The following is a 22,312-nucleotide window of genomic DNA, read 5'->3' on the forward strand; positions in this document are numbered from 1 at the left end:
GATCATGCTCCATAGATAAGGGAATTTCGCGATGAAGCTCAGCGATATCGCCGACAACGCCGGCTCGCGCAAGAAGCGCATGCGCGTCGGCCGTGGCATCGGTTCAGGCAAGGGCAAGACTGCGGGCCGCGGCGGCAAGGGCCAGACCGCGCGTTCGGGCGTGCGCATCAAGGGTTTCGAGGGCGGCCAGATGCCGCTGCATCGGCGCCTGCCGAAGCGCGGCTTCAACAACATCTTCAAGCTCGATTTCGCCGAGATCAATCTCGACCGCCTGCAGGACGCGATCGATGCCAAGCTGGTCGATGTCAACGAAACCGTCACCGCCGAATCGCTGGTGAAGACCGGCGTGCTGCGCCGCGCCAAGGACGGCCTGCGGCTGCTCGGCCGCGGCGAAATCAAGGCCAAGCTCGCCATCGAGGTGCATGGCGCCTCGAAATCCGCGATTGCGGCGGTCGAAAAGGCCGGCGGTACGGTGAAGGTTTTGGCTCCGGCCAAGAAGGAAGAAGGCGAGGCGGCGTAACATCTGCGTCATTGCCCGCCGCGGCGCGGGCAATGCGCCGATTGAACGATGGACTTATCGAAGCCGAGCACCAAATAATGTCCGGCGTCTGCCGATGGCCCCGCTCGGGGCTAGAGGCGTGAGGGACGGCGGGAGAAAGCCTAGACATGGTCTCAGCAGCAGAACAACTTGCGGCAAACCTCAATTTCTCCGCGCTCGGCAAAGCCGACGAACTGAAGAAGCGCATCTGGTTCACACTGGGTGCGCTGCTTGTTTATCGGCTCGGCACCTACATTCCGCTGCCCGGCATCGATCCCGCGGCCTGGGAGCAGGTGTTCAAGTCGCAGGCCGGCGGTATCCTCGGCATGTTCAACATGTTCGCCGGCGGCGGTATCAACCGCATGGCGATCTTCGCCCTGAACATCATGCCGTACATCTCGGCGTCCATCATCATCCAGCTTCTGACCACGGTTTCGCCGCAGCTCGAGGCGCTGAAGAAGGAAGGCGAGGCCGGCCGCAAGACGCTGAACCAGTATACCCGCTATCTCACGGTGATCCTCGCCGCGTTCCAGTCCTACGGCATCGCGGTCGGCCTGCAAGGCGCCGGTAACGTCGTCAGCGAGCCCGGGCCGTTCTTCCTGATCTCCACCGCGATCACGCTGACCGGCGGCACCATGTTCCTGATGTGGCTTGGCGAGCAGATCACCTCGCGCGGCATCGGCAACGGTATTTCGCTGATCATCCTGGCCGGCATCGTCGCCGAGTTGCCCTCGGCGCTCGCCAACATGCTCGAACTCGGCCGTCAGGGTGCGCTGTCGACCGCCCTGATCCTGGTCGTGATCGTGATGGCGGTCGTCGTGATCGCCTTCATCGTGTTCATGGAACGCGCGCAGCGGCGGCTCCTGATCCAGTATCCGAAGCGCCAGGTCGGCAACAAGATGTTCGAGGGCCAGTCCTCGCATCTGCCGCTCAAGCTCAACACCTCGGGCGTGATCCCGCCGATCTTCGCCTCGTCGCTGCTGCTGCTGCCAACCACGGTCGCCAACTTCAACGCCGGCAAGGGTCCGGAGTGGTTCCAGTGGCTCAACACCCAGCTCAGCCACGGCCGTCCGCTCTTCCTGTTCTGTTATCTCGCGCTGATTGTGTTCTTCGCGTTCTTCTATACCGCGATCGTGTTCAATCCGACCGAGACCGCGGACAATCTGAAGAAGCATGGCGGCTTCATCCCCGGCATCCGTCCGGGCGAGCGTACCGCCGAATATATCGACTACGTGTTGTCGCGCGTGACGGTGCTCGGCGCGATCTATCTCGCCATCGTCTGCCTGATTCCCGAAGTTCTGATCTCTTACGCCGCGGTGCCGTTCTACTTTGGCGGAACCTCGCTTCTGATCGTCGTCAGCGTGACGATGGATACGGTGGCGCAGGTGCAGGGCTATCTGCTCGCCCATCAGTATGAAGGGCTGATCCGTAAATCCAAGCTCAAGGGCCGCCGTCGATGAAATCTGAGCTGCCGCGCCGGGTCGCTATCACGATCGGCGCGCTGCTCATCTTCCGGCTCGGCAGTCATGTCCCGCTTGCGGGCCTCTCGCCACAGATGCAGGCCGGCCTGCTGCTTTCATCGGACGCTGCCGCCCGCATTTCGATTTTCGCGCTCTTCATCATTCCCTATCTGAGTGTCGCGATCGTCATGCAGCTTGTCGCTGTGGTGTGGGGCAGGCTGAGCGCGCTCGAACGATCGGGTGAGGCCGGCCGCCGCAAGATTGCCCGCTTCACGCTGATCCTGACGCTGCTGCTTGCGACATTCCAGGCCTTCGGCGTCGCGTCCGGTCTTCAGGACGTTCCCGGCCTCGTCACCGAGCCCGGCGCCTGGTTCCTGCTGTCGGCCACTGCAACGATGGTGGGTGGCGTGTTCTTCCTGGTCTGGCTCAGCGAACAAATCACCCGCCACGGGATCGGCAACGGTCTCGCGCTGCTTCTGTTCGTCGGCATCATAGTTTCGCTTCCGGCAGATATTTCCGCCACCTTCCAACTGCTGGGACAGGGGGCGATCTCCGGCAGCGTTCTGCTGCTGCTGGCCATCCTCGCGGTCGTGGGCGTCGCTGTCATCGTCCTCGTCGAAGGCGCGCGGCGGAACGTGCCGGTGCAATATGCCGCGCGCCAGGCGGGAACACGCCTGCTTCCCGCGCGCTCCTCGGTGCTGCCGATCAAGATCAACAGCGCCGGGTTCCTGATCCCGGCCACCGTGACGCCGTGGATATTCTATCTTCCGCTGGTGCTTGCGACCCTGGCCTTCGGCCAGACACCGACGCTCGCCGCCGCCTACGACCACATCCAGTTCGCCCGGCCGGTCCACATGATCCTCGGATCCATTGCGGTCTTCGTGCTGGCTTTCATCTATACCGCCTATGTGCTTGATCCCGCGCGCATCGCCGAGGTCTTGCACAAGCGGGGCGGCGCGATTACAGACGTGGCGCCGGGCGAACCCACCGCCGACCATCTCGATCGCGTCGTGACGTTGACGACCTTCATCGGAGCCGTCTACCTCGTGGCCGTGTCGCTGATTCCGGAAGCCCTGGTGGCTTACGGTGAGCTGCCCTTTCTTTTTGGTGGTGGGTCGGCGCTGATTGTGGTTTGCACTATCCTTGATATCAAAACGCAGGTGCGCGGGCATTCGCTCACCAAGCCGGGGGGCGAATTGTCATGAGATTGATCCTTTTGGGGCCGCCGGGTGCGGGCAAGGGGACCCAGGCGCAACGGCTGGTCCACAAACACGAACTGATCCAGCTCTCCACCGGCGAGATGTTGCGCGCTGCGGTGGCCGCGCAGACGCCGATCGGCTTGCAGGCCAAGGACATCATGGCGAGCGGGTCGCTGGTGCCGGATGAAATCGTGATCGGCATCATCTCCGACCGCCTCGACCAGCCCGACATGAAGAACGGTTTCATCCTCGACGGCTTTCCGCGCACGGTGCCGCAGGCCGCCGCCCTCGATGAGCTGCTGAAGAAGAAGCACATCAAGCTCGACGCCGTGATCGAACTGCGCGTCAACGAGAGCGCGCTGCTCGACCGCGTCGAGAGTCGCGTCGCCGAGATGCGGGCGAGGGGCGAGGAGGTGCGAATCGACGACACTCCGGAGGTGCTGTCGAAGCGGCTGGCGAGCTACCGGACCCTGACCGAGCCGCTGATTCACTACTATTCGGAGCGGCGGAAGCTGCTCACGGTCGATGGCATGATGACCATCGAGCACGTCACCCGGGAAATTAACCGGATCCTGTCCGCGATCGGCGCGGTGGAACCCAAAGCTTCTGCGAAGGCAGCTGCACCGGCCAAACAGGCCAAGGCAGGCGCCAGGAAGACCGCCAGGCCCGCGGGCAAAAAAGCTGCCAAATCCGCCGGGAAAGCCGCCAAATCCGCTCCAAAGGCCGCCAAAACGGCCTCCAAAGGGGCAAAAAAGGCCAAAAAGGCGACCAAGAAAACTGCCAAGAAAACGGGCAAGAAAACGGCCAAAAAGGCGGTCAAAAAGCCCGCCAAGAAGGCCGTGAAAAAGGTCACGAAAAAGCGAGCTAAACGATAGAGACGGTTGACGAAACCGAGTTGAATCCTTTAATAAGCCCCGCATCCAAGTCGGATAGTTTCAGACGATGCCGGGCCCCAAAGAATCTGAGGGGACGGGCGTCGTGTTCGCGTTTGCGGACACCTGCCCGAGTTAGCAAGAACATAGCCCGGTCCGCGAGGGATCGGTGACAGGAGAGAAGTCCGTGGCCCGTATTGCCGGCGTGAATATCCCGACCAACAAGCGCGTCTTGATCGCGCTCCAGTACATCCATGGCATCGGCCAGAAGAACGCGGCCGAGATCATCGAGAAGGTGAAGATTCCCGCCGAGCGCCGCGTCAGCCAGCTCAGCGACCAGGAAGTTCTGCAGATCCGCGAAGTCATCGACCGCGACTATCTGGTCGAGGGCGATCTTCGTCGTGAAGTCGGCATCAACATCAAGCGTCTGATGGACCTCGGCTGCTATCGCGGTCTGCGTCATCGCCGCGGCCTGCCGGTGCGTGGCCAGCGCACCCACACCAATGCGCGCACGCGCAAGGGCCCGGCCAAGTCGATTGCCGGCAAGAAGAAATAAGCTCGCGAACAGCTGACGCGAGGCGGCGAATTTCCATTCGCTCCTCACCGTCTGCTTTTCGCGTTTTAGGTGTAGCCGCTGGCACTACGGCGGCGTTTGAGATCACAGGAAAGGTTTTGGAATGGGCAAGGAAGCCACCCGCATACGTCGCCGCGAACGCAAGAACATCGCCTCCGGCATCGCGCATGTGAATTCGTCGTTCAACAACACGACCATCACCATCACCGACGCGCAGGGCAACACCATTGCCTGGTCGTCGGCCGGCACGATGGGCTTCAAGGGTTCGCGCAAGTCGACCCCCTATGCCGCGCAGGTCGCGGCCGAAGACGTTTCCAAGAAGGCGCAGGAACACGGCATGCGCACGCTGGAAGTGGAAGTTGCGGGCCCCGGTTCGGGCCGTGAGTCGGCGCTTCGCGCGCTGCAGGCGGCGGGCTTCACCGTCACATCGATTCGCGACGTGACGACAATCCCGCACAATGGTTGCCGTCCGCGCAAGCGTCGGCGCGTTTGATTTTTTGGTCGCGGGCGGATTTATCCGCCGCGCGATTGCCTTGGAATTTCGACAGCCGCGGGCTGATCCGCGATCTCCAACGTCAGTTGCGGGCACGACTGGCCCAAAGGACTGACACATGGGTGACACAGTGACGATCCAGAAAAATTGGCAAGAACTTATCCGACCGAACAAGCTGCAGGTAACACCGGGCACCGATGCGGCCCGGTTTGCGACCGTTGTCGCAGAACCCCTCGAGCGCGGCTTCGGCCAGACCCTCGGTAACGCGCTGCGCCGCATCCTGCTGTCGTCGCTGCAGGGTGCCGCGGTGCAGTCGGTGCACATCGACGGCGTGCTGCACGAGTTCTCCTCGATCGCGGGCGTTCGCGAGGACGTCACCGACATCGTGCTCAACATCAAGGACATCTCGATCAAGATGCAGGGCGAAGGCCCCAAGCGCATGGTCGTGAAGAAGCAGGGCCCGGGCGTCGTCACCGCCGGCGACATCCAGACCGTCGGCGACGTCGTTGTGCTCAATCCCGACCTGCAGATCTGCACGCTGGACGAGGGCGCTGAAATCCGCATGGAATTCACGGTCGCTGCCGGCAAGGGCTATGTCGCCGCCGAGCGTAACCGTCCGGAAGACGCGCCGATCGGCCTGATCCCGGTCGACAGCCTGTTCTCGCCGGTCCGCAAGGTCTCCTACAAGGTCGAGAACACCCGCGAGGGCCAGATCCTCGACTACGACAAGCTGACCATGACGATCGAAACCAATGGTGCGATCACGCCGGAAGACTCGGTGGCCTATGCCGCCCGCATCCTGCAGGATCAGCTCAACGTGTTCGTGAACTTCGAAGAGCCGCGCAAGGAAGTGGCGCAGGAGATCATCCCCGATCTCGCGTTCAACCCGGCGTTCCTCAAGAAGGTCGACGAACTGGAGTTGTCGGTGCGTTCGGCAAATTGCCTGAAGAACGACAACATCGTCTACATCGGCGACCTCGTGCAGAAGTCGGAAGCGGAAATGCTCCGTACCCCGAACTTCGGCCGCAAGTCGCTGAACGAGATCAAGGAAGTGCTGGCCCAGATGGGTCTGCATCTCGGCATGGAAGTGCCGGGCTGGCCGCCGGAGAACATCGACGAGCTCGCCAAGCGCTTCGAAGACCACTATTGATTTAGCAATGACCGCGATGGCCGGGCGAAAGCGCGGCCATTGCATTTTGGGCGAACGCAGGCGGCCCACCTGAGCAACAAGTCCGACGAACCGTCGCGACAGAATAAGTATTGAGGAATTCAACATGCGTCACGGCAAGGTTCACCGGAAGCTCAACCGCACCGCCGAGCATCGCAAAGCGATGTTCGCCAACATGTGCGCGGCGCTGATCAAGCACGAGCAGATCGTCACCACATTGCCCAAGGCCAAGGAATTGCGCCCGATCGTCGAGAAGCTCGTCACGCTCGGCAAGAAGGGGGGGCTCGCCATGCGCCGCCAGGCGATCTCCGAAATGCGCGACAAGGACCAGGTTCGCAAGCTGTTCGACGTGCTGGCGTCCCGCTACAAGGACCGCCAGGGCGGCTATACCCGCATCATCAAGGCCGGCTTCCGCTATGGCGATAACGCCCCGATGGCCGTGATCGAATTCGTCGACCGCGACGTCGACGCCAAGGGCAAGGACTCCGGCCCGGTGCAGGAAAAGTCCGCCGAAGCGGCGTAAGGTTTTCCGAAATCAGTTTCCAAAAGCGGCGCTTCGGCGCCGCTTTTTTATTGGAGCAGCACTTCGTAGGGTGGGGAAAAGGGTGGCCTCACCGGAGCATTGCAGAATGAGCGTCGCGGAACTGCGGATTACGTACAGGCCGGATGATGACGGAACCGGCCAAATCATCGCGACGGCGCAATCAGGTGCGTTCTCCGCGCAAGGATCAGCGTGGATTGGTCCTGACCAAGTGAAGCACACCTTTGTCGCCAGCCTTCGAGCTTTCCCGTTGACGTCACCGAACCCGCCGACGATCGAAGGCGGCTTCTGGAGCGGGGACGGCACTCTCGACCAATGCCATCTCAGAATCACCATCAAGCCCTACAACTCCCGGGGAACGCTTCTTGTGTGCGTCGACCTTGCCTCGGAGTCCTCGAGAAGAACGCCTGACGCCGACGTGCAGAACTGCGCCACGATCCGCTTCCTGGCGGAATATGCGGCTGTCGGCGGATTTGCTGACCAGCTCGAGAGGGCCCTCTACTGCGAAAGCGAGGAAGCTATCCTGAAAGGGTTCACGAACTGAAGAGAACGATTGCGGCCGCGCCCGCCGCTTCCGATATCTCCATCATCAATGAAGGGAGATATCCAGTGAACATCGATCTTTTGGGAAGAACCGCGCTGGTCACGGGCTCGACCGCCGGCATCGGACACGCCATCGCCAAGGGCCTCGCCGCGACCGGCGCCAGCGTGGTCGTCAATGGACGCTCGCAAGCCAAGGTTGACGCCGCGTCAGGGGCAATCACCAAGGCCGTGCCCGGCGCCAAGGTCCGCGGCGTTGCCGCCGATGTCTCGACCGCTGCGGGATGCAAGGCGCTGCTGGCCGCGCTGCCCAGCGTCGACATCCTGATCAACAATGCCGGGATATTCGAGCCCAAGGGCTTCTTCGATATTTCCGACGAGGACTGGAGCCGCTTCTACGAGGTCAATGTGATGTCGGGCGTGCGGCTGTCGCGCGCCTACATGCCCGGCATGTTGACGCGCAATTGGGGCCGCATCGTTTTCATCTCCTCGGAATCCGGGCTGAACATTCCAAAGGAGATGATCCATTACGGGATGACCAAGACCGCGCAGCTCGCGGTCGCGCGGGGCCTTGCGGAACTGACCCGCGGCACCGCGGTGACGGTCAATTCGGTCTTGCCGGGGCCGACGATGTCGGAGGGCGTCGAGACCTTCGTCAGGGATCTGGCCAAGCAGAATGGCCAGTCGGTGGAAGAGGCGGCTTCCAGCTTCGTGAAACAGCATCGCCCGACCTCGCTGCTGCAGCGCTTTGCCAGCGTTCAGGAGATCGCCAACATGGTGGTCTATGTCAGCTCGAAGGAAGCCTCCGCCACCAACGGCGCCGCGCTCCGTGTCGAAGGCGGGATCGTGCAAACCATCGCGTGAGGCGGTGCCGGCGTGTGTGCACGGCGCGGCGTCGCATATCCGACTAACGCGAACTGCCTAAGACAAAAAGGGCCGCCATTTCGCGCGGCCCTTTTTAGTGCAACTACCAGCGGCGGTAGTAGGCGCGATGGTACCGCGGACCGTAGAAGCGCGGACCGTAGGCGTAGACCGGACGATATACGCGGCGAACATAGGGGCCACCATAGTAGCCGCCGTAGTAGCCCGGTGCGTAACCACCATAATAGGCGGGCGCGTACCCGCCGCCGTAATAGGCTGGCGCGTAGCCGCCGCCATAATACCCGTAGCCTGGGCCGTACCCGTAGCCCGGACCGTAGGCGTAAGCGTTCGACGCAATTCCGCCGATCACCGCTCCCGCCAGCAGTCCGCCAGCGATCCCCGGGAAAAATCCGCCGCCGCGCCAGCGCGCTTCCGCGGGCGAGGGTGCCGCGATCGCCGTCAGGCCGAGGACGGCCGCAAGTGCCAGGATCAAAGGTGCTTTCCTCATGGAACACTCCTTTCCGCAAATCCGTAAAGCAGACGCTCAATAAACACATTCAAGTGAAGTTCGTTGCACGCGGCAAGCGGCCGGACGGCCGGGCGGCAGATTTAATATTCATGAACGGGGGTTCAGGCGGCTTTCAGTGCCGCCGTCGCAAGGCACATGGAGCGCCGGCTGATGTTTGTGGAGGGGGTGGCGCCGGCGTGAATGCGCCCGCGACGCCTGCATCCTCAGTCGAAATCGCGGAATCCCGGCTTGCCGGCAATCGGCTTCTGGCGGCCCAGCCAGGCGAGGTCGGGAACGGGGCGGGCGGTCGCCGGATTGGCTGACAGCAGCGCCTCGATCTCGCGGGCCACCGACAGCGTCGCAAGATCGCCGCCTCGCGGTCCGATCACCTGGATACCGAACGGCATTCCGGCGCCGTCGCGGCCCGCCGGTATCGCCACCGCGGGATGCCCGACATTGGTGACCGCATAGGCCATCGCCAGCCAATGGAAATAGGATTTCGTCGGGCGGCCATCGATGACGGCAGGGTACAATTCCGACCACGGCCGCGGGCTGATCGTGATCGCGGGCGCGAGAACGAAATCGTGCTCGCCGAAAAACTCCTGCCAGCGCCGGTACATCTCGGTCTGCATCGACAATGCGCGCGCGACGTCGAGCGCCGAATAGCCGAGGCCCTCGGCGACGTTGTCGCGAATGTTGGGGCCGACCTTGTCCGGATGTTTTTCCGCAAGCTCGCGATGGCGGCCGAGGAAGGCCACTGCGCGCAGGACCGCGAATACCTCGTCGGCATCGCTGCAATCCGGATGGGTCCATTCGACGCTGCGGAACGCTGATCCGAAGCTTGCAAGCCTGGTCTTGAAGGTTTCGGCGATCGCGCGCTCCGTTGGCGCGAAGCCGAAGTCGGTCGTCGCCGCAATTCGCAGAGCGCCGAGGTCGGTCGTCGGTGGATCGCGATAGGCTGATGGCGCCGGCGAGCCGCCGGCGTGAAGGATCGCAGAAAGCGGATCCCGCGCGTCGCGGTCCAGCATGCAGGACAGCATCAGGCAGGCGTCCGATACGGTGCGGGCCATCGGGCCGAGCTGCGAGATCTGCAGCCAGGCCATGTTGCGGCTGTTGCTTGCGATCAACCCGGGCGAGGGACGGAATCCCACCACGCCGCAAAAGGCGGCGGGATTGCGCACCGATCCGCCGGTGTCGGAGCCGGTCGCCAGCGGCACCATGCCGGTGGCAAGCGCCACCGCCGATCCGCCGGACGAGCCGGCCGCGGACCGATCGGGGTCGAAGGGATTGCCTGTCGCGCCATGCAGCGCGTTGCGGGTGTTGCCGCCCGCGCCCCATTCGGGGACGTTGGTCTTGCCGACGACGATCGCTCCGGCGCGCCTGAGCATCGCGACGATGGCTTCGTCATTCCCAGCAATATTGTCGGCGAACAGCACGCTGCCGAAACTCGTCGGCAGCCCCTTGGCGTCGATCAGGTCCTTGACCCCCAGCGGCAGCCCGTGCAGCGGCCCGAGCTGATCGCCGCGCATCACAGCGGCCTCGCTCTGTCGCGCCGTCTCGCGCGCAGAATCGAACCCACGCGCGATCATGGCGTTCACCGCCGGATCGATCGCCTCGATGCGGCCGATGCAGCTATCGAGCAGTTCGACCGGCGAAAGCTTGCGCTCCCCGATCAGCGCCCGCGCCGTCACCGCGGAGAGGTCGCAGGGTTCGGTCATATCAGGATCACTCTTCCTTGATGCCGGCTGCCTGCGCCAGCGCCTTCATCTCGGCGATTTCCTTGCCGACGAATCCCGGCCAGTCCGTATAGCGCTTGAACGCCGGCTCGAATCCGACCTTCTGGAAGCGCTCGATCACCGCCGGGGTCGCGATCGCCTCTTCAAGCATCCCCGCCAGCCTGTCGCGGATCGCGGCGGGCGTTCCCTTTGGCACGACCAATGTACCCCAGGAGATGATGTCGGCCTTGGGATAGCCGAGTTCGGCGAGCGTCGGAACATCCGGGAGGAACGTCGAGCGTTTGGCAGAGAAGATGGCGAGCGGCCGTACGGTGCCTGCCTCGGTCTGAGGCTTGACCGCGATCACCGTGTCGACGTGATACTCGATATGCTTGCCGATCAGATCGTTCATCGCCGGCGCGCTGCCCTTGTAGGGCAGGTGCACCATCTTGATGCCGGCGCTCGACTTGAACAGTTCGCCGGCAAAATGGGAAATGGTCGCCGCGCCAAAGGAAGCCAGCGACAGCTTGTCGGGATTGGCCTTGGCGGCGGCGACGAGGGCGGCGACATCCTTGATCGGGTTGTCGCGGTGGGTCACCAGCACCATGCCGATGGTGCCGATCTGGCCTATCGGCTCGAAGTCCTTTGCGCTGTCGAAGGGCACGGTCTCCTTCACCGCGTTCTGCAGGGTGAAGGTAGAGTTCGAGGAGAAGAACAACGTATAACCATCCGGCGCGGCATTGGCCGCCTCCCGCGCGCCGATGGTGGTGCCGCCGCCGGGGCGGTTCATGACGATCACCGGCTTGCGGAGCCGCCCTTCCAGTTCGCTGGCGATAATGCGGCCGACGACATCGGAGGCCCCGCCGGCCGGGAAGGGCAGGATCAACTGGAGCTGCTTTTCGGGATAGTTCGCCTGCGCCACCGCCACGTTGGCGCTTCCGATCAGGCCGGCCGACGCCATCGCGGCCAATAGAAACATCCGTATCATGTCGAACACGTACTCCTGTCTTACCTAAACCCCGGCAATTCGCGCCGGGGTCTTCGGCGACAGCCGTCCCGGATCGATGAGGGACAAGCTCCCTTGAATCGGGTCCCCGATCAACCCAATTATGGGCCCGCTACCATCCCTCCAGCACGATCTTGCCGCGCGACTTGCCGCTCTCCAGAAGCGCATGCGCGCGTTTGAGGTTAGCGGCGTTGATGCTGCCAAAGGTCTGGTCGAGCGTGGTGCGCAGCACGCCCTTGTCGATGAGGTCGGCAACGTCGTTCAGCAGCATGTGCTGGGCGATCATGTCCGGGGTCTGGAACGACGAGCGTGTGAACATCGATTCCCAATGCACCGAGATCGCCTTGCCCTTGAAGGCGCTCATGGTGAATTCCGGGGGATCGTCGATCAGGCCGAATTTGCCCTGCGGCGCCATCAGGTCGGCGATTCCCTTGTAGTGCTGATCGGTGTAGGTGAGGCTGGCGACGAGGCCGACCGGCGGCACTTTCAGCTGCTCGATCTGCTCCTTCATCGGCTTGCCATGATCGATCACGGCATGCGCGCCGAGATCGAGACACCACTTTTTCGATTCCGGCCGGGTCGCGGTGGCAACTACGGTCAGGCCGGTGAGGCGGCGCGCGAGCTGGATCAGGATCGAGCCGACGCCCCCGGCGCCGCCGGTAATCAATAGCGTGCGCGGATCGACGCTCTTGCCCGGCACCGCGCCGAGGCGGTCGAACAACAACTCCCAGGCGGTGATCGAGGTCAGCGGCAGCGCGGCGGCCTGCGCGAAGGAGAGCGATTTCGGCTTCTTGCCGACAATGCGCTCATCGACCAAATGGAATTCCGAGTTGGTGCCCTGGCGCAGGATCGAGCCGGCGTAGAACACTTCATCGCCGGGCTTGAACAGCGTCACGTCAGGCCCGACCGCATCAACGACACCGGCCGCGTCATAGCCGAGGATCTTGGTCTCGCCTTCGGGCGGCGCGGCGCGCTTGCGCACCTTGTAGTCGACCGGGTTGGCCGAGATCGCCTTCACGGCGACTCTGACGTCGCGGCCTTTCGGCTCGCCCTTGGCGGTCTCGAAATCGATCAGCGAATTCGCGTCCTCGATCGGGAGCGATTTTTGATATCCGACGGCCTTCATGGCTGTTGTCTCCTGACTGTCCAAAACAGGTGGTCCAAATTTGACGCGTTTTCCTCACGCGAACCGGTCGCACCCACGGATCAATTCCGGGGGCATGCTTCGGTTGAAAACGCTGTGGCCCTACCTGTCGCGCTGGCATCAATTTGGCAAGTACTGTAAAATCGGGGAACTAGTCCCTGTTTGGATACTATTGGAAAATAACGCATGAAAAGGCGGAATTTTGCCCATCGGCCCGGCTGCTCGGTGGAAGCCACCCTCGACCTGATCGACGGCAAGTGGAAGGGCGTGATCCTGTTCCATCTGCAGGCCGGCACCCAGCGATTTGGGGAGTTGCGGCGACGGATGCCCAGCATTACCCAGCGCATGCTGACCAAGCAGCTGCGCGCGCTGGAGGATGACAAACTGGTGGTCCGCAAGGTCTATGCCGAGGTGCCGCCGCGGGTCGAGTATACCCTCTCGGAGCTCGGCGAGAGCCTGCGCCCCGTGATCGATACGCTGAAGGCGTGGGGGGAGAGCCATCGGGACAGGCTGTCCTGTGGACCTGCGCCGGAAACCATCAAAGCGCCCGATCGCGCAGCGTAGTTGTGTACCGCTTTGTCTTCTCTCGTTGCCGCCTCGCACCTATATCTGACGCACCAAATTACGGGATTTCTTGCATGTTGATTCGCTCTCTTGCCCTGCTACTGGTTTCCGCGATCGTTGCCACGCCGGCGCTGGCGCAGGACCGCCGCGTGCCGTCGTCGGGAGCCGAGCTGCGGCTATCCTTTGCGCCGATCGTGCAGCGGGTGCAGCCGGCGGTGGTCAACGTCTATGCCGCCAAGACCGTGCAGAACCGCAATCCCTTGCTGGACGATCCGATTTTCCGCCGCTTCTTCGGCGTGCCCGGCCAGCAGCCCGAGCAGATGCAGCGTTCGCTGGGTTCGGGCGTGATGGTCGATGCCTCCGGCCTCGTCGTCACCAACAACCACGTCATCGAAGGCGCCGATCAGGTCAAGATATCGCTGGCCGACAAGCGCGAATTCGAAGCCGAGATCGTGCTGAAAGACAGCCGCACCGATCTGGCGGTGCTGCGCATCAAGGACTCCAAGGAGAAATTCACGACGATCGACTTTGCCAATTCCGATGAATTGCTGGTCGGCGACGTCGTGCTCGCGATCGGCAATCCTTTTGGTGTCGGCCAGACCGTGACGCAAGGTATCATCTCGGCGCTGGCGCGCACGCAAGTAGGCATCACCGACTACCAGTTCTTCATCCAGACCGATGCCGCGATCAACCCCGGCAATTCCGGCGGCGCGCTGGTCGACATGACCGGCAAGCTTGCCGGCATCAACACCGCGATTTTTTCGCGCTCCGGCGGCTCGCAGGGCATCGGCTTTGCGATTCCTGCCAACATGGTGCGGGTGGTCGTGGCGTCCGCCAAGAGCGGCGGCAAGGCGGTGAAGCGCCCGTATCTCGGCGCCAAGTTGCAGGCGGTGACGCCCGAGATCGCGGAGACGCTGGGGCTCAAATCGCCGACCGGTGCGCTGGTCGCCAACGTCGCGGCGAACAGCCCGGCAGCGCGCGCCGGATTGAAACTGTCCGACCTGATTACCTCGATCGACGGACAGGTGATCGACGATCCCAACGCGTTCGACTATCGCTTCGCCACGCGTCCGCTGGGTGGTTCGGCGCAGATCGACGTGCAGCGCGCCGGCAAGACCGTGAAGTTGGCGGTGCCGTTGGAAACCGCGCCCGACACCAACCGCGACGAGATCGTGCTGACCGCGCGCTCGCCGTTCCAGGGCGCGAAGGTCGCCAACATCTCGCCGGCGGTTGCCGACGAGCTGCGGCTCGACGCTTCGACCGAAGGCGTCGTCGTGATCGATCTCGCCGATGGCGGAACCGCCGCCGGCGTCGGCTTCCAGAAGGGCGACATCATCCTCGCGGTCAATAGCCAGAAGATCGCCAAGACCAGCGATCTCGACAAGGCGTCCAAGACCTCGGCACGGATCTGGCGCATCACGGTGGTGCGCGGCGGCCAGCAGATCAACGTGACGCTCGGCGGATGAGCCCGAAGCAGCCACGCGAAGCTGCCAACCTCTTTGCCGCGGCAGGGATGGAGCAGGACGCGCCGCGTCCGCTGCCGGACCGGCTGCGCCCGCAGTCATTGTCAGATGTCGTCGGCCAGGATCACATCCTCGGCCCCGACGGCGCGCTGACGCGGATGCTGGAAACGCGCACGCTGGGCTCGCTGGTGTTCTGGGGACCGCCCGGCACCGGCAAGACCACGGTGGCGCGGCTGCTCGCCGATGCCACCGAACTGCATTTCGAGCAGATCTCCGCGGTATTTTCCGGCGTCGCCGATCTGAAGAAAGTGTTCGACGCCGCGCGCGCCCGCCGCGAGACCGGCAAGGGCACGCTGCTGTTCGTCGACGAGGTGCATCGCTTCAACCGTGCGCAGCAAGATTCGTTTCTGCCCGTGATGGAAGACGGCACCGTGGTGCTGGTCGGCGCCACCACCGAAAATCCGTCGTTCGAACTCAACGCGGCGCTTCTGTCGCGGGCCCGCGTGCTGGTGTTTCATTCACTTGATGCGGTGGCGGTGGAACAGCTCTACGCCCATGCCGAAAAGATCGAAGGCAAAAAACTGCCGCTCGATGCCGAGGCCCGCGCCGTGCTGGTGCGGATGGCCGATGGCGACGGCCGCGCCGCGCTGACGCTTGCCGAAGAAGTCTGGCGTGCCGCGCGCAAGGGTGAGGTCTTCAACGCCGAGAAGTTGCAGGACATCCTGCAGCGCCGCGCGCCGATCTACGACAAATCCGCCGACGGCCACTACAACCTGATCTCGGCGCTGCATAAGGCGGTGCGCGGCTCCGATCCGGATGCGGCGCTGTATTATCTCGCGCGCATGATGGACGCTGGCGAAGACCCGCTGTTCCTGGCGCGGCGGGTGGTGCGCATGGCGGTCGAGGACATTGGCCTTGCCGATCCGCAGGCGCTGGTGATCTGCAACGCCGCCAAGGACGCCTATGATTTCCTCGGCCATCCCGAGGGCGAACTGGCGATCGCGCAGGCCGTGATATATCTCGCCACCGCGCCGAAATCGAACGCCGCCTACAAGGCCTTTGGCGCGGCGATGCGCACGGCGAAGGAGGGCGGTTCGCTGCTGCCGCCAAAACACATCCTCAACTCGCCGACCAAGCTGATGAAGTCGGAAGGCTACGGTTCCGGCTACGAATACGACCACGATGCGCCCGATGCGTTTTCGGGCCAGGACTATTTCCCGGAAGCGCTGGGTCGCCAGACATTTTATGATCCGCCCGACCGCGGCTTCGAGCGCGAAATCCGCAAGCGGCTGGACTATTGGGCGAAGCTGCGGCGGGAACGCAGTGGGGGAAGCGCTGAATGATTGGTCTGAAGTGCCGTGGCTTGTTCGCTTTCGCGTGCGCGCTTCTTGCAGTGGGGTTTGCGCATTCCGCGTCGGCTGACACCGTGGAAGTTGCACCGGGGATACAGGTGACGAAGCGTACCTATGCGGCGTCGAGCAAGGAGCAGCCGTTCTTTGGATTCGCAGCCAAGACCGACGCGGAGCGGAATGAGGACGACAAGTTTGTAAAGGCGCTGGTGCAGGCGGCCGGGACCAAGGAGAAGGCCCTGGACGAAGTGGTCAAGCGTGGTTGGCGGGCGCTTGGATCGGGCAAGTACCCCGAAGCTGCACTGCGATTCAACCAGGCCTACCTGGTCGCTCCCGAACAGAGCGTCGTCTATCACGGCCTGGCGGCGATTGCGCAAATTCGCTTCAAGGACCTCGACTTTGCCGAAGAACTGTTCCGGATTGCGCAGAAGCAGCCCAATCCGTTGAAGATGCTGAATGCGGACTACGGCCGCGTGCTTCTGGTCGCCAAGCGTCCAAAGGAGGCGCAGCCGGTGCTGGAGCAGGCGGTCAAGGACACGCCCGACTTCGGCGACGCCTGGATCAATCTCGCCCACGCCCGCCTGCAAAATGGCGACCGCGAGGCTGCCTGCGCGGCGGCCGACGTGGCGATGAAGCAGCGTCCATCCAGCAACGCGAGCGTCGATCTCAATCGCTTGAGAAATGACGCGCAGTGCAAGTGAGCACCCGGAGTTCCGCCTGCTCGAGCGGCCATCAACCTTTCGCGAATTGAACGCAGGCCAGGGCGAACGTAAGCACGCCGGCGATCACCAGGTACAGCGCCGTTCGCTTCCGCGACTCGATGGCCCCACGTGCCAGCGAGACGGCCAGAGTTCCTCCGGCTGTCACGACATGCTTCAATACGATTTGCCGCACGAACGGATTGCTGATTTTCATCGCGATGCGTTCGACCTGCTCTCGGCCCTGGCCGGCAAACTCGCTGCTGAGCGATTGGTCGAAAATGCGGAGCGCCATTCGGAATACGAGAACGAAACCTGATCCGACGACAATCATCGCCGTACCCAGGATGGCGATCAGAATTCCCACGAAGATGGACATTCCCGTGATCCCTTCGATTGGCGTCCGCAAGCCGCGCCGGCCCGTTCGGCAAGCTCCACGGGCACGCTCGGCAGATCATGAGCATCTTCGGGAATAGCTCAGTGACAAAGGTCACACCGGCCGGACGCTTTCGTCGTCGCGGATGGAGGACCGCTTCGTGAGGGTTCAGCGCGGGTATTGCCGGGCACATAGAGCCGGGAGCAAAGCTACTTGCCCGTCTTCACGAACTCCAGGATCTCATCGGTCAGCCGCGTATCTGACGTGTTGATCGCGTAGACCTCCGACATGTGGCTGTGCTGCGGCAGCATGAAGGTGCGCGCGCACCCCTCGGCGCTTTTGCAGGTGGCCTGTTTCAGCAATTCGTATTGCTCGATGAAGCGCGGTGGATCGAGTTCGGCGGCAGTGGCCATCAATGGAATCTTTGTCTCCAGCAAGCCTCGCAGCGAGGATCGTTCGGCATGGCGCGAGGGATCGGAACCGAAATAGGTGATCTCGGCGTCGCCGACCGGCGATGCCGTCAGGTCGTAGATGCCGGAGACCATGATCGCCCCCGCAAGGCCGCCGCCCTTCACCTTGTGAAGTTCGGGGTGCGATACGTAGTTGGCGACATGCACCGCGCCGGCGGATTGCCCCATCAGGAAGACGCGCGCCGGATCGCCGCCACGCTCGGTGATTTTCTCGGTCACCCATTGCACCACCGACGCAAGGTCTTCGGCGCTGGCCGGATAAACGAATTGCGGCGCGAGGCGGTAGGTGGCGTTGACGCCGACAAAGCCGTTCTTTACCGCCCACAGCATGATGTTGTCGTAAAAGGGACTGCCGGGATTGCGCTTGTTGCCGGCAACAAAGCCGCCGCCGTGGATGAAGATCAGCACCGGTCGGGCGGATGAATTCGTGTCCGGCGTAAACACGTCGAGCAGATGTCGCTCCGCCGCGCCGTATTTGACGTCGCGCTCGGTCTTGACGCCCTCATAGGGCTCCTTTTGCTGCATCGGCGCGTAGAGCGCGGCGGTCTTGGGCGGGTCAATGGTGCGCCCGAGCTCCAGCAGCTTCCACGCCAGATCCTCCGACATCGGGGGCTGCTGTGCGAGGGCTGAACCTGCCCACATGGCTGCGATCACGGCCAGCAACACCTTCACGGCCCATGTCGTCGATTTCATCCCGCAACTCCCATTTGCATCTAAACCATAATCCGGCCGCTGCCCGCCTGGCCGCCGACAAGGCTGACAAGCTTCCGCACGCGCACACGAGTATCAGGTGGATCTGGCGCGAGGCCAAATGCAGCGGAAATTGAAGCCGGATCGGCCGGGTTTTGCTCCGACATTCCCCGGAACGGGCCGATTCACCGTGACGATTCGCTGCATTTGCGCTAGGCAACGACCTTATCCGGAGCCAAGCCAATCATGAGCCGTCGCGTCAAAAAACCTCTCCGCCCGGCGGGCGACCGCCCCAAGGGCGCGCGTCCCTATCGGGGCTCGAAAGCCGAGCGGCCGGCCCATCGTCCGGGCGGCAAGCCGCCGGCGCGTTTTGCGGCCGCGGCGCCCCGCGCGCCGAAACCGGCGCCTTACGTGCCCGAGCCGGAGAAGATCGTCGCGGAGCCACCGCCGCTGCCGACCAAGGTCCAGACCGTGGTCGTGACCGCGGACGAGAACAACATGCGCGTCGATCGCTTCCTCGAGGCGCGTTTCCCGGGGCTGTCATTCTCCCACATCCAGCGCATCGTTCGCAAAGGCGAGCTGCGCGTCAACGGCAAGCGCGCCGACAGCAAGGACCGGATCGAGGAGGGGCAGAGCATCCGGATTCCGCCGCTCAAGCTCGACACGCCGAAGGTCGGCGGCACGCTCTCGGAGGCCGCGACCAAGACGCTGCAGGCGCTCAAGGACATGATCCTGTTCGAGGATGCCGATGTCATGGTGCTGAACAAGCCGGCGGGGCTTGCGGTGCAGGGCGGCTCCGGCATCACGCGCAATGTCGACGACATGCTGGAAGTGATGCGCGACGCCAAGGGACAAAAACCAAGACTGGTGCACCGGCTGGACCGGGAAACGTCGGGCTGTCTTTTGATCGCAAAGACACGCTTCGCCGCCACCGCGCTGACCGGCTCGTTCCGCCATCGCTCCGCGCGCAAGATTTACTGGGCGATGGTGGCGGGCGTACCGAAGCCGAAGCAGGGCCGCATCTCGACCTATCTCGCCAAGGAGGAGAGCGAGGACGACACCATCATGCGGATCGCCAAGCATGGCGACGAAGGCGCCAGCCACGCGGTGACCTATTACGCCGTGGTCGAGACCTCGGCGCAAAAGCTCGCCTGGGTGTCGCTGAAGCCGGTGACGGGGCGAACCCATCAATTGCGCGCGCATATGGCGCATATCGATCATGCCATCGTCGGCGATCCCAAATACTTCAACAAGGAAAACTGGGACCTGCCTGGCGGCATCCAGAACCGCCTGCATCTCTTGGCGCGCCGGATCGTGATCCCGCATCCGCGCGGCGGTGTGATCGACGCGACCGCGCCGCTGCCGCCGCACATGCTGCAATCCTGGAACCTGCTCGGCCTCGAGGCCGACCGGTTCGATCCGATCGAGAACGCGCCGGAGGAGTAAGACGTTCGATCTGTCAGCGCGCCGCCATCAATTTTCCGGGAGCGCAAGAACGATCAAATCGAGGGCGTGCTAATCAGCTATCGCCCGGTCCGGTTTGTTTTGGCACCAGGCTGCCATCGTGAACAAGGGATCGGCATATGATCGGGACTTGGCTCCGCGCTGCGCTTTTCTGTTTTCTTCTGGGTGAGGCTGCCGCGCTCGGCGCTCCAGCCAGAGCGGAAACTCTCGCGCTAGCGGGTGGCCGCGTGTACGCATCGCCCGACGCAACGCCGCTTGCCGATGCGTTGGTTGTAACGACCGACGGCGTCATCACCGCGATCGGCAGCCGCAGCGAAGTGCAAATCCCACAGGATGCCCGCGTCATCGATTGCACCGGCAAGACCGTCGTTGCCGGCTTCTGGAACAGCCACGTTCACTTCACGCAAGGCGTTTGGAAAAACGCCGGCACCGCGCCGGCGGCGCCGCTGCAGGACCATATGCAGGAGATGCTGACGAAATGGGGTTTCACCACCGTATGGGACCTCGGTTCCGATCCGCGTGACTCGCTTCCTCTCCGCAAGCGCGTCAATGCCGGTGAAATCCTCGGCCCAAGCATATTCTTCGCCGGCAACATTTTCCCCAAAGGCGGCCATCCCGCCTATCTGCCGCCCGAACTGCAACTGCCCGAAGCCGCCACGCCGGAGGAAGCCACGCAAATGACGCGTGCCTACTTCGGTATGGGCCTCGACGGCATGAAGCTGTTCACCGGCGTCTATATGGGCGACAAGCCCGTCGTGAATATGGATGTGTCGATCGCCAAGGCCGCGGTCGACGTGGCGCATGCGCAGGGCAAGCCGGTGTTCGCGCATCCGCAAAACAAGACTGGAATGGAGACGGTGATTGCGGCCGGGGTCGATGTGCTGGCGCATATCATTCCCGGGCAACCGGGCTACAGCCCCGAGCAGCTCGCAAAATTCAAAGCGCAGGGCATTGCATTGATCCCGACGCTGTCGCTGTTTGCGAAAACTATCGGCGGTCCAGCCCTGGCTGCGCGCCTCGTCGATTCCGGCGTCCAGCAGATCAAGGCGTTTTCAGGCAACGGCGGCGCCATTCTGTTCGGCACCGATGTCGGCTTCACCACGATCTATGACACGTCGGTCGAATACGAGCTGATGCACCGCGCGCTTTCGGAAAAGGAAGTGCTGGCCACGCTGACGACGAACCCGGCCAAATATTTCAAGGCGGCCAGGAAGGGTAAAGTAGAAAAGGGCTTTGACGCCGATCTCGTGGTCCTTGACGGCGACCCGATGGCTGACGTCAGCAACCTTGCGAAAGTCGCCTACACGATCCGTGCAGGGCAGGTGATCTATCGCAAGCCGTGAAGGCTCAGCGCTTGAACTGCGTGAGAAACAGCCGCAAGGAATCCTGCGGGCTTTCAATGTCCGAAATTACCCAGCCGTCAGGCCCCTTGACGGCGATGAAATTCAGCGTGACGGCGCGGCCGTTATTATTGAAGCTGGCGGTGACATAGGTCTTGTCGAATTCCGTGCGCAGGATTTTTGTCGAGACCGGGCCGATTTTCCAGCTCGGGCTCTGCACCATGAAATCGTACGGCGCCTCGCGCGGGGCGATCCACGCGCTTCGCAGACTGCGGTCGAAAAACTGCTCCGCGATTTCGGCGCTGCGCGGCAATCCCTTCGACAGATCGGACGAGCCCTTACCGTAATAGGCGTAGACATTGCGGACCAGGGATTCCGGCGTGCGGAACCCGGCTTGCGCGGGCAGGGCGGCCAAAACAGCCGTCGAAATCAGGATCGCAGCAAGGAATTTCACGGCTTTCATGGGCGCTGTCTCGGGCCTTATCCTGGTTTCACCGGGGCCTATTTTGCCGGTAAATGACATCAGGCGAAAGCCTTCCGGGCGGCTCGAATTGGGGTGTTTTCTCCGCTGAACCGGTGTCCATTTCGCCCAAAAGCGCTATAAGGCGCGGATGCGTGAATTATTTGATGAAGTGGCCGGCCAGTCTCCGTTCGACCCCGAGGAGGCGGTGCGGCGCGCGACGCGCGTGCCACAGCGCAAGCGCTTTTATACCAGTGCCGGCGTCGGCGAGGCGGATGGTGGCTTTACGGTCACGCTCGACGGCAAGCCGATCCGCACGCCCTCCGGCCGCCATGTCGTCGCGCCCAACGCTGTTATTGCGGAGGCGATCGCGGCGGAATGGAATGCGCAAGTTGAGACCATCAACCCCCTGACCATGCCGTTGACGCGCTTCGCCAACAGCGTCGGCGAAGGCGTCGTCGATCGTGTCGACGCGGTCGCCGACGACGTCGCAAAATATCTCGGCACGGATTTGCTGTTCTATCGCGCCGGCCATCCCGAAGCGCTGGTCGCAAAAGAAGCCGCGCATTGGGACCCCGTGGTGTTCTGGGCCGCCAATGAACTCGGCGCCCATTTCATGCTGGCCGAGGGGATCGTGCACGTCACCCAGCCGGAAACAGCGATCCAGGCGGCGCGCTCGGTGTTCCCAGGCGATCCCTGGTCGATCGCGGCGATGCATGTGGTGACGACGCTGACCGGCTCGGCGCTGCTGGCGCTGGCGCTGTTCCACGGCGTGCGCAACGCCGACGAGGTCTGGGCCGCCGCCCATGTCGATGAGGA

24 protein-coding genes are annotated in these 22,312 nt (G+C 63.2%); 17 read left to right on the top strand and 7 right to left on the bottom strand.

What is annotated here, in order from left to right; all coding sequences use genetic code 11:
- Nucleotides 1-31 precede the first annotated feature (31 nt).
- The 10 genes from rplO (at nucleotide 32) to JQ600_RS16085 (ending at nucleotide 8,249) form a co-directional block, all read left to right on the top strand.
- On the top strand, nucleotides 32-520 hold the full coding sequence (rplO, locus tag JQ600_RS16040) for a 50S ribosomal protein L15 (RefSeq protein ID WP_212269284.1): 489 nt from the start codon (nucleotides 32-34) through the stop codon (nucleotides 518-520).
- 146 nt (nucleotides 521-666) lie between these two features.
- Complete coding sequence (gene secY / locus JQ600_RS16045; protein WP_192733852.1) at nucleotides 667-1,998, top strand: preprotein translocase subunit SecY; 1,332 nt, start codon at nucleotides 667-669, stop codon at nucleotides 1,996-1,998.
- A 95-nt stretch (nucleotides 1,999-2,093) separates the two neighbouring features.
- Entirely contained in the window at nucleotides 2,094-3,203 is a 1,110-nt protein-coding gene (locus JQ600_RS16050) for a preprotein translocase subunit SecY (protein WP_249135903.1), read from the top strand.
- A complete protein-coding gene (locus tag JQ600_RS16055; protein WP_212391708.1) occupies nucleotides 3,200-4,072 on the top strand; it encodes an adenylate kinase in 873 nt (290 codons plus the stop codon). The genes JQ600_RS16050 and JQ600_RS16055 overlap by 4 nt, the downstream gene beginning before the upstream one ends.
- A gap of 184 nt (nucleotides 4,073-4,256) precedes the next feature.
- Nucleotides 4,257-4,625, top strand: a complete 369-nt coding sequence (gene rpsM, locus JQ600_RS16060; protein ID WP_192733849.1) for a 30S ribosomal protein S13 — start codon at nucleotides 4,257-4,259, stop codon at nucleotides 4,623-4,625.
- 121 nt (nucleotides 4,626-4,746) lie between these two features.
- The gene (rpsK, locus tag JQ600_RS16065; protein WP_192733848.1) at nucleotides 4,747-5,136 is read left to right on the top strand and encodes a 30S ribosomal protein S11; all 390 of its coding nucleotides are present in this window, start codon (nucleotides 4,747-4,749) and stop codon (nucleotides 5,134-5,136) included.
- 118 nt (nucleotides 5,137-5,254) lie between these two features.
- Nucleotides 5,255-6,286 carry a DNA-directed RNA polymerase subunit alpha gene (locus tag JQ600_RS16070; protein ID WP_192733847.1) on the top strand — a complete coding sequence of 344 codons (1,032 nt, stop codon included), beginning with the start codon at nucleotides 5,255-5,257 and terminating at the stop codon, nucleotides 6,284-6,286.
- Between the two features lie 124 nt (nucleotides 6,287-6,410).
- A complete protein-coding gene (gene rplQ, locus JQ600_RS16075; protein ID WP_192733846.1) occupies nucleotides 6,411-6,827 on the top strand; it encodes a 50S ribosomal protein L17 in 417 nt (138 codons plus the stop codon).
- 106 nt (nucleotides 6,828-6,933) lie between these two features.
- On the top strand, nucleotides 6,934-7,389 hold the full coding sequence (locus JQ600_RS16080; RefSeq protein ID WP_212391709.1) for a hypothetical protein: 456 nt from the start codon (nucleotides 6,934-6,936) through the stop codon (nucleotides 7,387-7,389).
- A gap of 65 nt (nucleotides 7,390-7,454) precedes the next feature.
- On the top strand, nucleotides 7,455-8,249 hold the full coding sequence (locus JQ600_RS16085) for an SDR family NAD(P)-dependent oxidoreductase (protein ID WP_212391710.1): 795 nt from the start codon (nucleotides 7,455-7,457) through the stop codon (nucleotides 8,247-8,249).
- A 103-nt stretch (nucleotides 8,250-8,352) separates the two neighbouring features.
- On the opposite strand, the gene JQ600_RS16090 is transcribed toward JQ600_RS16085, so the two are convergent.
- From JQ600_RS16090 to JQ600_RS16105, 4 genes are all read right to left on the bottom strand, one after another.
- Nucleotides 8,353-8,754, bottom strand: coding sequence for a hypothetical protein (locus JQ600_RS16090; RefSeq protein WP_212269280.1), 402 nt, complete (start codon nucleotides 8,752-8,754; stop codon nucleotides 8,353-8,355).
- Nucleotides 8,755-8,978: 224 nt separating this feature from the next.
- The gene (locus JQ600_RS16095) at nucleotides 8,979-10,472 is read right to left on the bottom strand and encodes an amidase (protein WP_212391711.1); all 1,494 of its coding nucleotides are present in this window, start codon (nucleotides 10,470-10,472) and stop codon (nucleotides 8,979-8,981) included.
- A gap of 7 nt (nucleotides 10,473-10,479) precedes the next feature.
- Nucleotides 10,480-11,457 (bottom strand): Bug family tripartite tricarboxylate transporter substrate binding protein, encoded by a 978-nt coding sequence (locus JQ600_RS16100; protein WP_249133234.1) that lies wholly within the window; start codon nucleotides 11,455-11,457, stop codon nucleotides 10,480-10,482.
- Nucleotides 11,458-11,587: 130 nt separating this feature from the next.
- Nucleotides 11,588-12,601, bottom strand: coding sequence for a zinc-binding alcohol dehydrogenase family protein (locus JQ600_RS16105; protein WP_212391713.1), 1,014 nt, complete (start codon nucleotides 12,599-12,601; stop codon nucleotides 11,588-11,590).
- 204 nt (nucleotides 12,602-12,805) lie between these two features.
- On the opposite strand from JQ600_RS16105, the gene JQ600_RS16110 reads away from it, so the two are divergent.
- The 4 genes from JQ600_RS16110 to JQ600_RS16125 all read left to right on the top strand — a co-directional run bounded on the left by JQ600_RS16110 (nucleotide 12,806) and on the right by JQ600_RS16125 (nucleotide 16,696).
- Nucleotides 12,806-13,183: a helix-turn-helix domain-containing protein gene (locus JQ600_RS16110; RefSeq protein ID WP_212391715.1), complete on the top strand. Its 378-nt coding sequence runs from the start codon at nucleotides 12,806-12,808 to the stop codon at nucleotides 13,181-13,183.
- 74 nt (nucleotides 13,184-13,257) lie between these two features.
- On the top strand, nucleotides 13,258-14,649 hold the full coding sequence (locus JQ600_RS16115) for a DegQ family serine endoprotease (RefSeq protein WP_212391717.1): 1,392 nt from the start codon (nucleotides 13,258-13,260) through the stop codon (nucleotides 14,647-14,649).
- Entirely contained in the window at nucleotides 14,646-15,989 is a 1,344-nt protein-coding gene (locus JQ600_RS16120; RefSeq protein ID WP_212391718.1) for a replication-associated recombination protein A, read from the top strand. Before JQ600_RS16115 ends, JQ600_RS16120 begins: the two co-directional genes overlap by 4 nt.
- 107 nt (nucleotides 15,990-16,096) lie before the next feature.
- Complete coding sequence (locus tag JQ600_RS16125; protein ID WP_312011109.1) at nucleotides 16,097-16,696, top strand: tetratricopeptide repeat protein; 600 nt, start codon at nucleotides 16,097-16,099, stop codon at nucleotides 16,694-16,696.
- A 31-nt stretch (nucleotides 16,697-16,727) separates the two neighbouring features.
- On the opposite strand, the gene JQ600_RS16130 is transcribed toward JQ600_RS16125, so the two are convergent.
- A complete protein-coding gene (locus JQ600_RS16130; protein WP_212489979.1) occupies nucleotides 16,728-17,072 on the bottom strand; it encodes a hypothetical protein in 345 nt (114 codons plus the stop codon).
- A gap of 206 nt (nucleotides 17,073-17,278) precedes the next feature.
- Nucleotides 17,279-18,232 (bottom strand): alpha/beta hydrolase, encoded by a 954-nt coding sequence (locus JQ600_RS16135; RefSeq protein ID WP_212391720.1) that lies wholly within the window; start codon nucleotides 18,230-18,232, stop codon nucleotides 17,279-17,281.
- A gap of 243 nt (nucleotides 18,233-18,475) precedes the next feature.
- Between JQ600_RS16135 and JQ600_RS16140 the strand changes: the two genes are divergently transcribed.
- Together JQ600_RS16140 and JQ600_RS16145 are read left to right on the top strand one after the other, a co-directional pair.
- Nucleotides 18,476-19,675: an RluA family pseudouridine synthase gene (locus JQ600_RS16140; protein WP_212391721.1), complete on the top strand. Its 1,200-nt coding sequence runs from the start codon at nucleotides 18,476-18,478 to the stop codon at nucleotides 19,673-19,675.
- Nucleotides 19,676-19,920: 245 nt separating this feature from the next.
- Nucleotides 19,921-21,036, top strand: a complete 1,116-nt coding sequence (locus JQ600_RS16145) for an amidohydrolase family protein (protein ID WP_212391722.1) — start codon at nucleotides 19,921-19,923, stop codon at nucleotides 21,034-21,036.
- Between the two features lie 4 nt (nucleotides 21,037-21,040).
- On the opposite strand, the gene JQ600_RS16150 is transcribed toward JQ600_RS16145, so the two are convergent.
- Complete coding sequence (locus tag JQ600_RS16150) at nucleotides 21,041-21,496, bottom strand: hypothetical protein (RefSeq protein WP_249135905.1); 456 nt, start codon at nucleotides 21,494-21,496, stop codon at nucleotides 21,041-21,043.
- A 148-nt stretch (nucleotides 21,497-21,644) separates the two neighbouring features.
- Here JQ600_RS16150 and JQ600_RS16155 point away from each other — a divergent pair.
- Nucleotides 21,645-22,312: ATP12 family chaperone protein (locus JQ600_RS16155; protein WP_212391724.1), on the top strand; the 668-nt coding region annotated here is incomplete at its 3' end.

The sequence above is a fragment of the Bradyrhizobium sp. AUGA SZCCT0176 genome (genome assembly GCF_018130145.1).
In the GTDB taxonomy this organism is placed as follows: Bacteria; Pseudomonadota; Alphaproteobacteria; order Rhizobiales; family Xanthobacteraceae; genus Bradyrhizobium.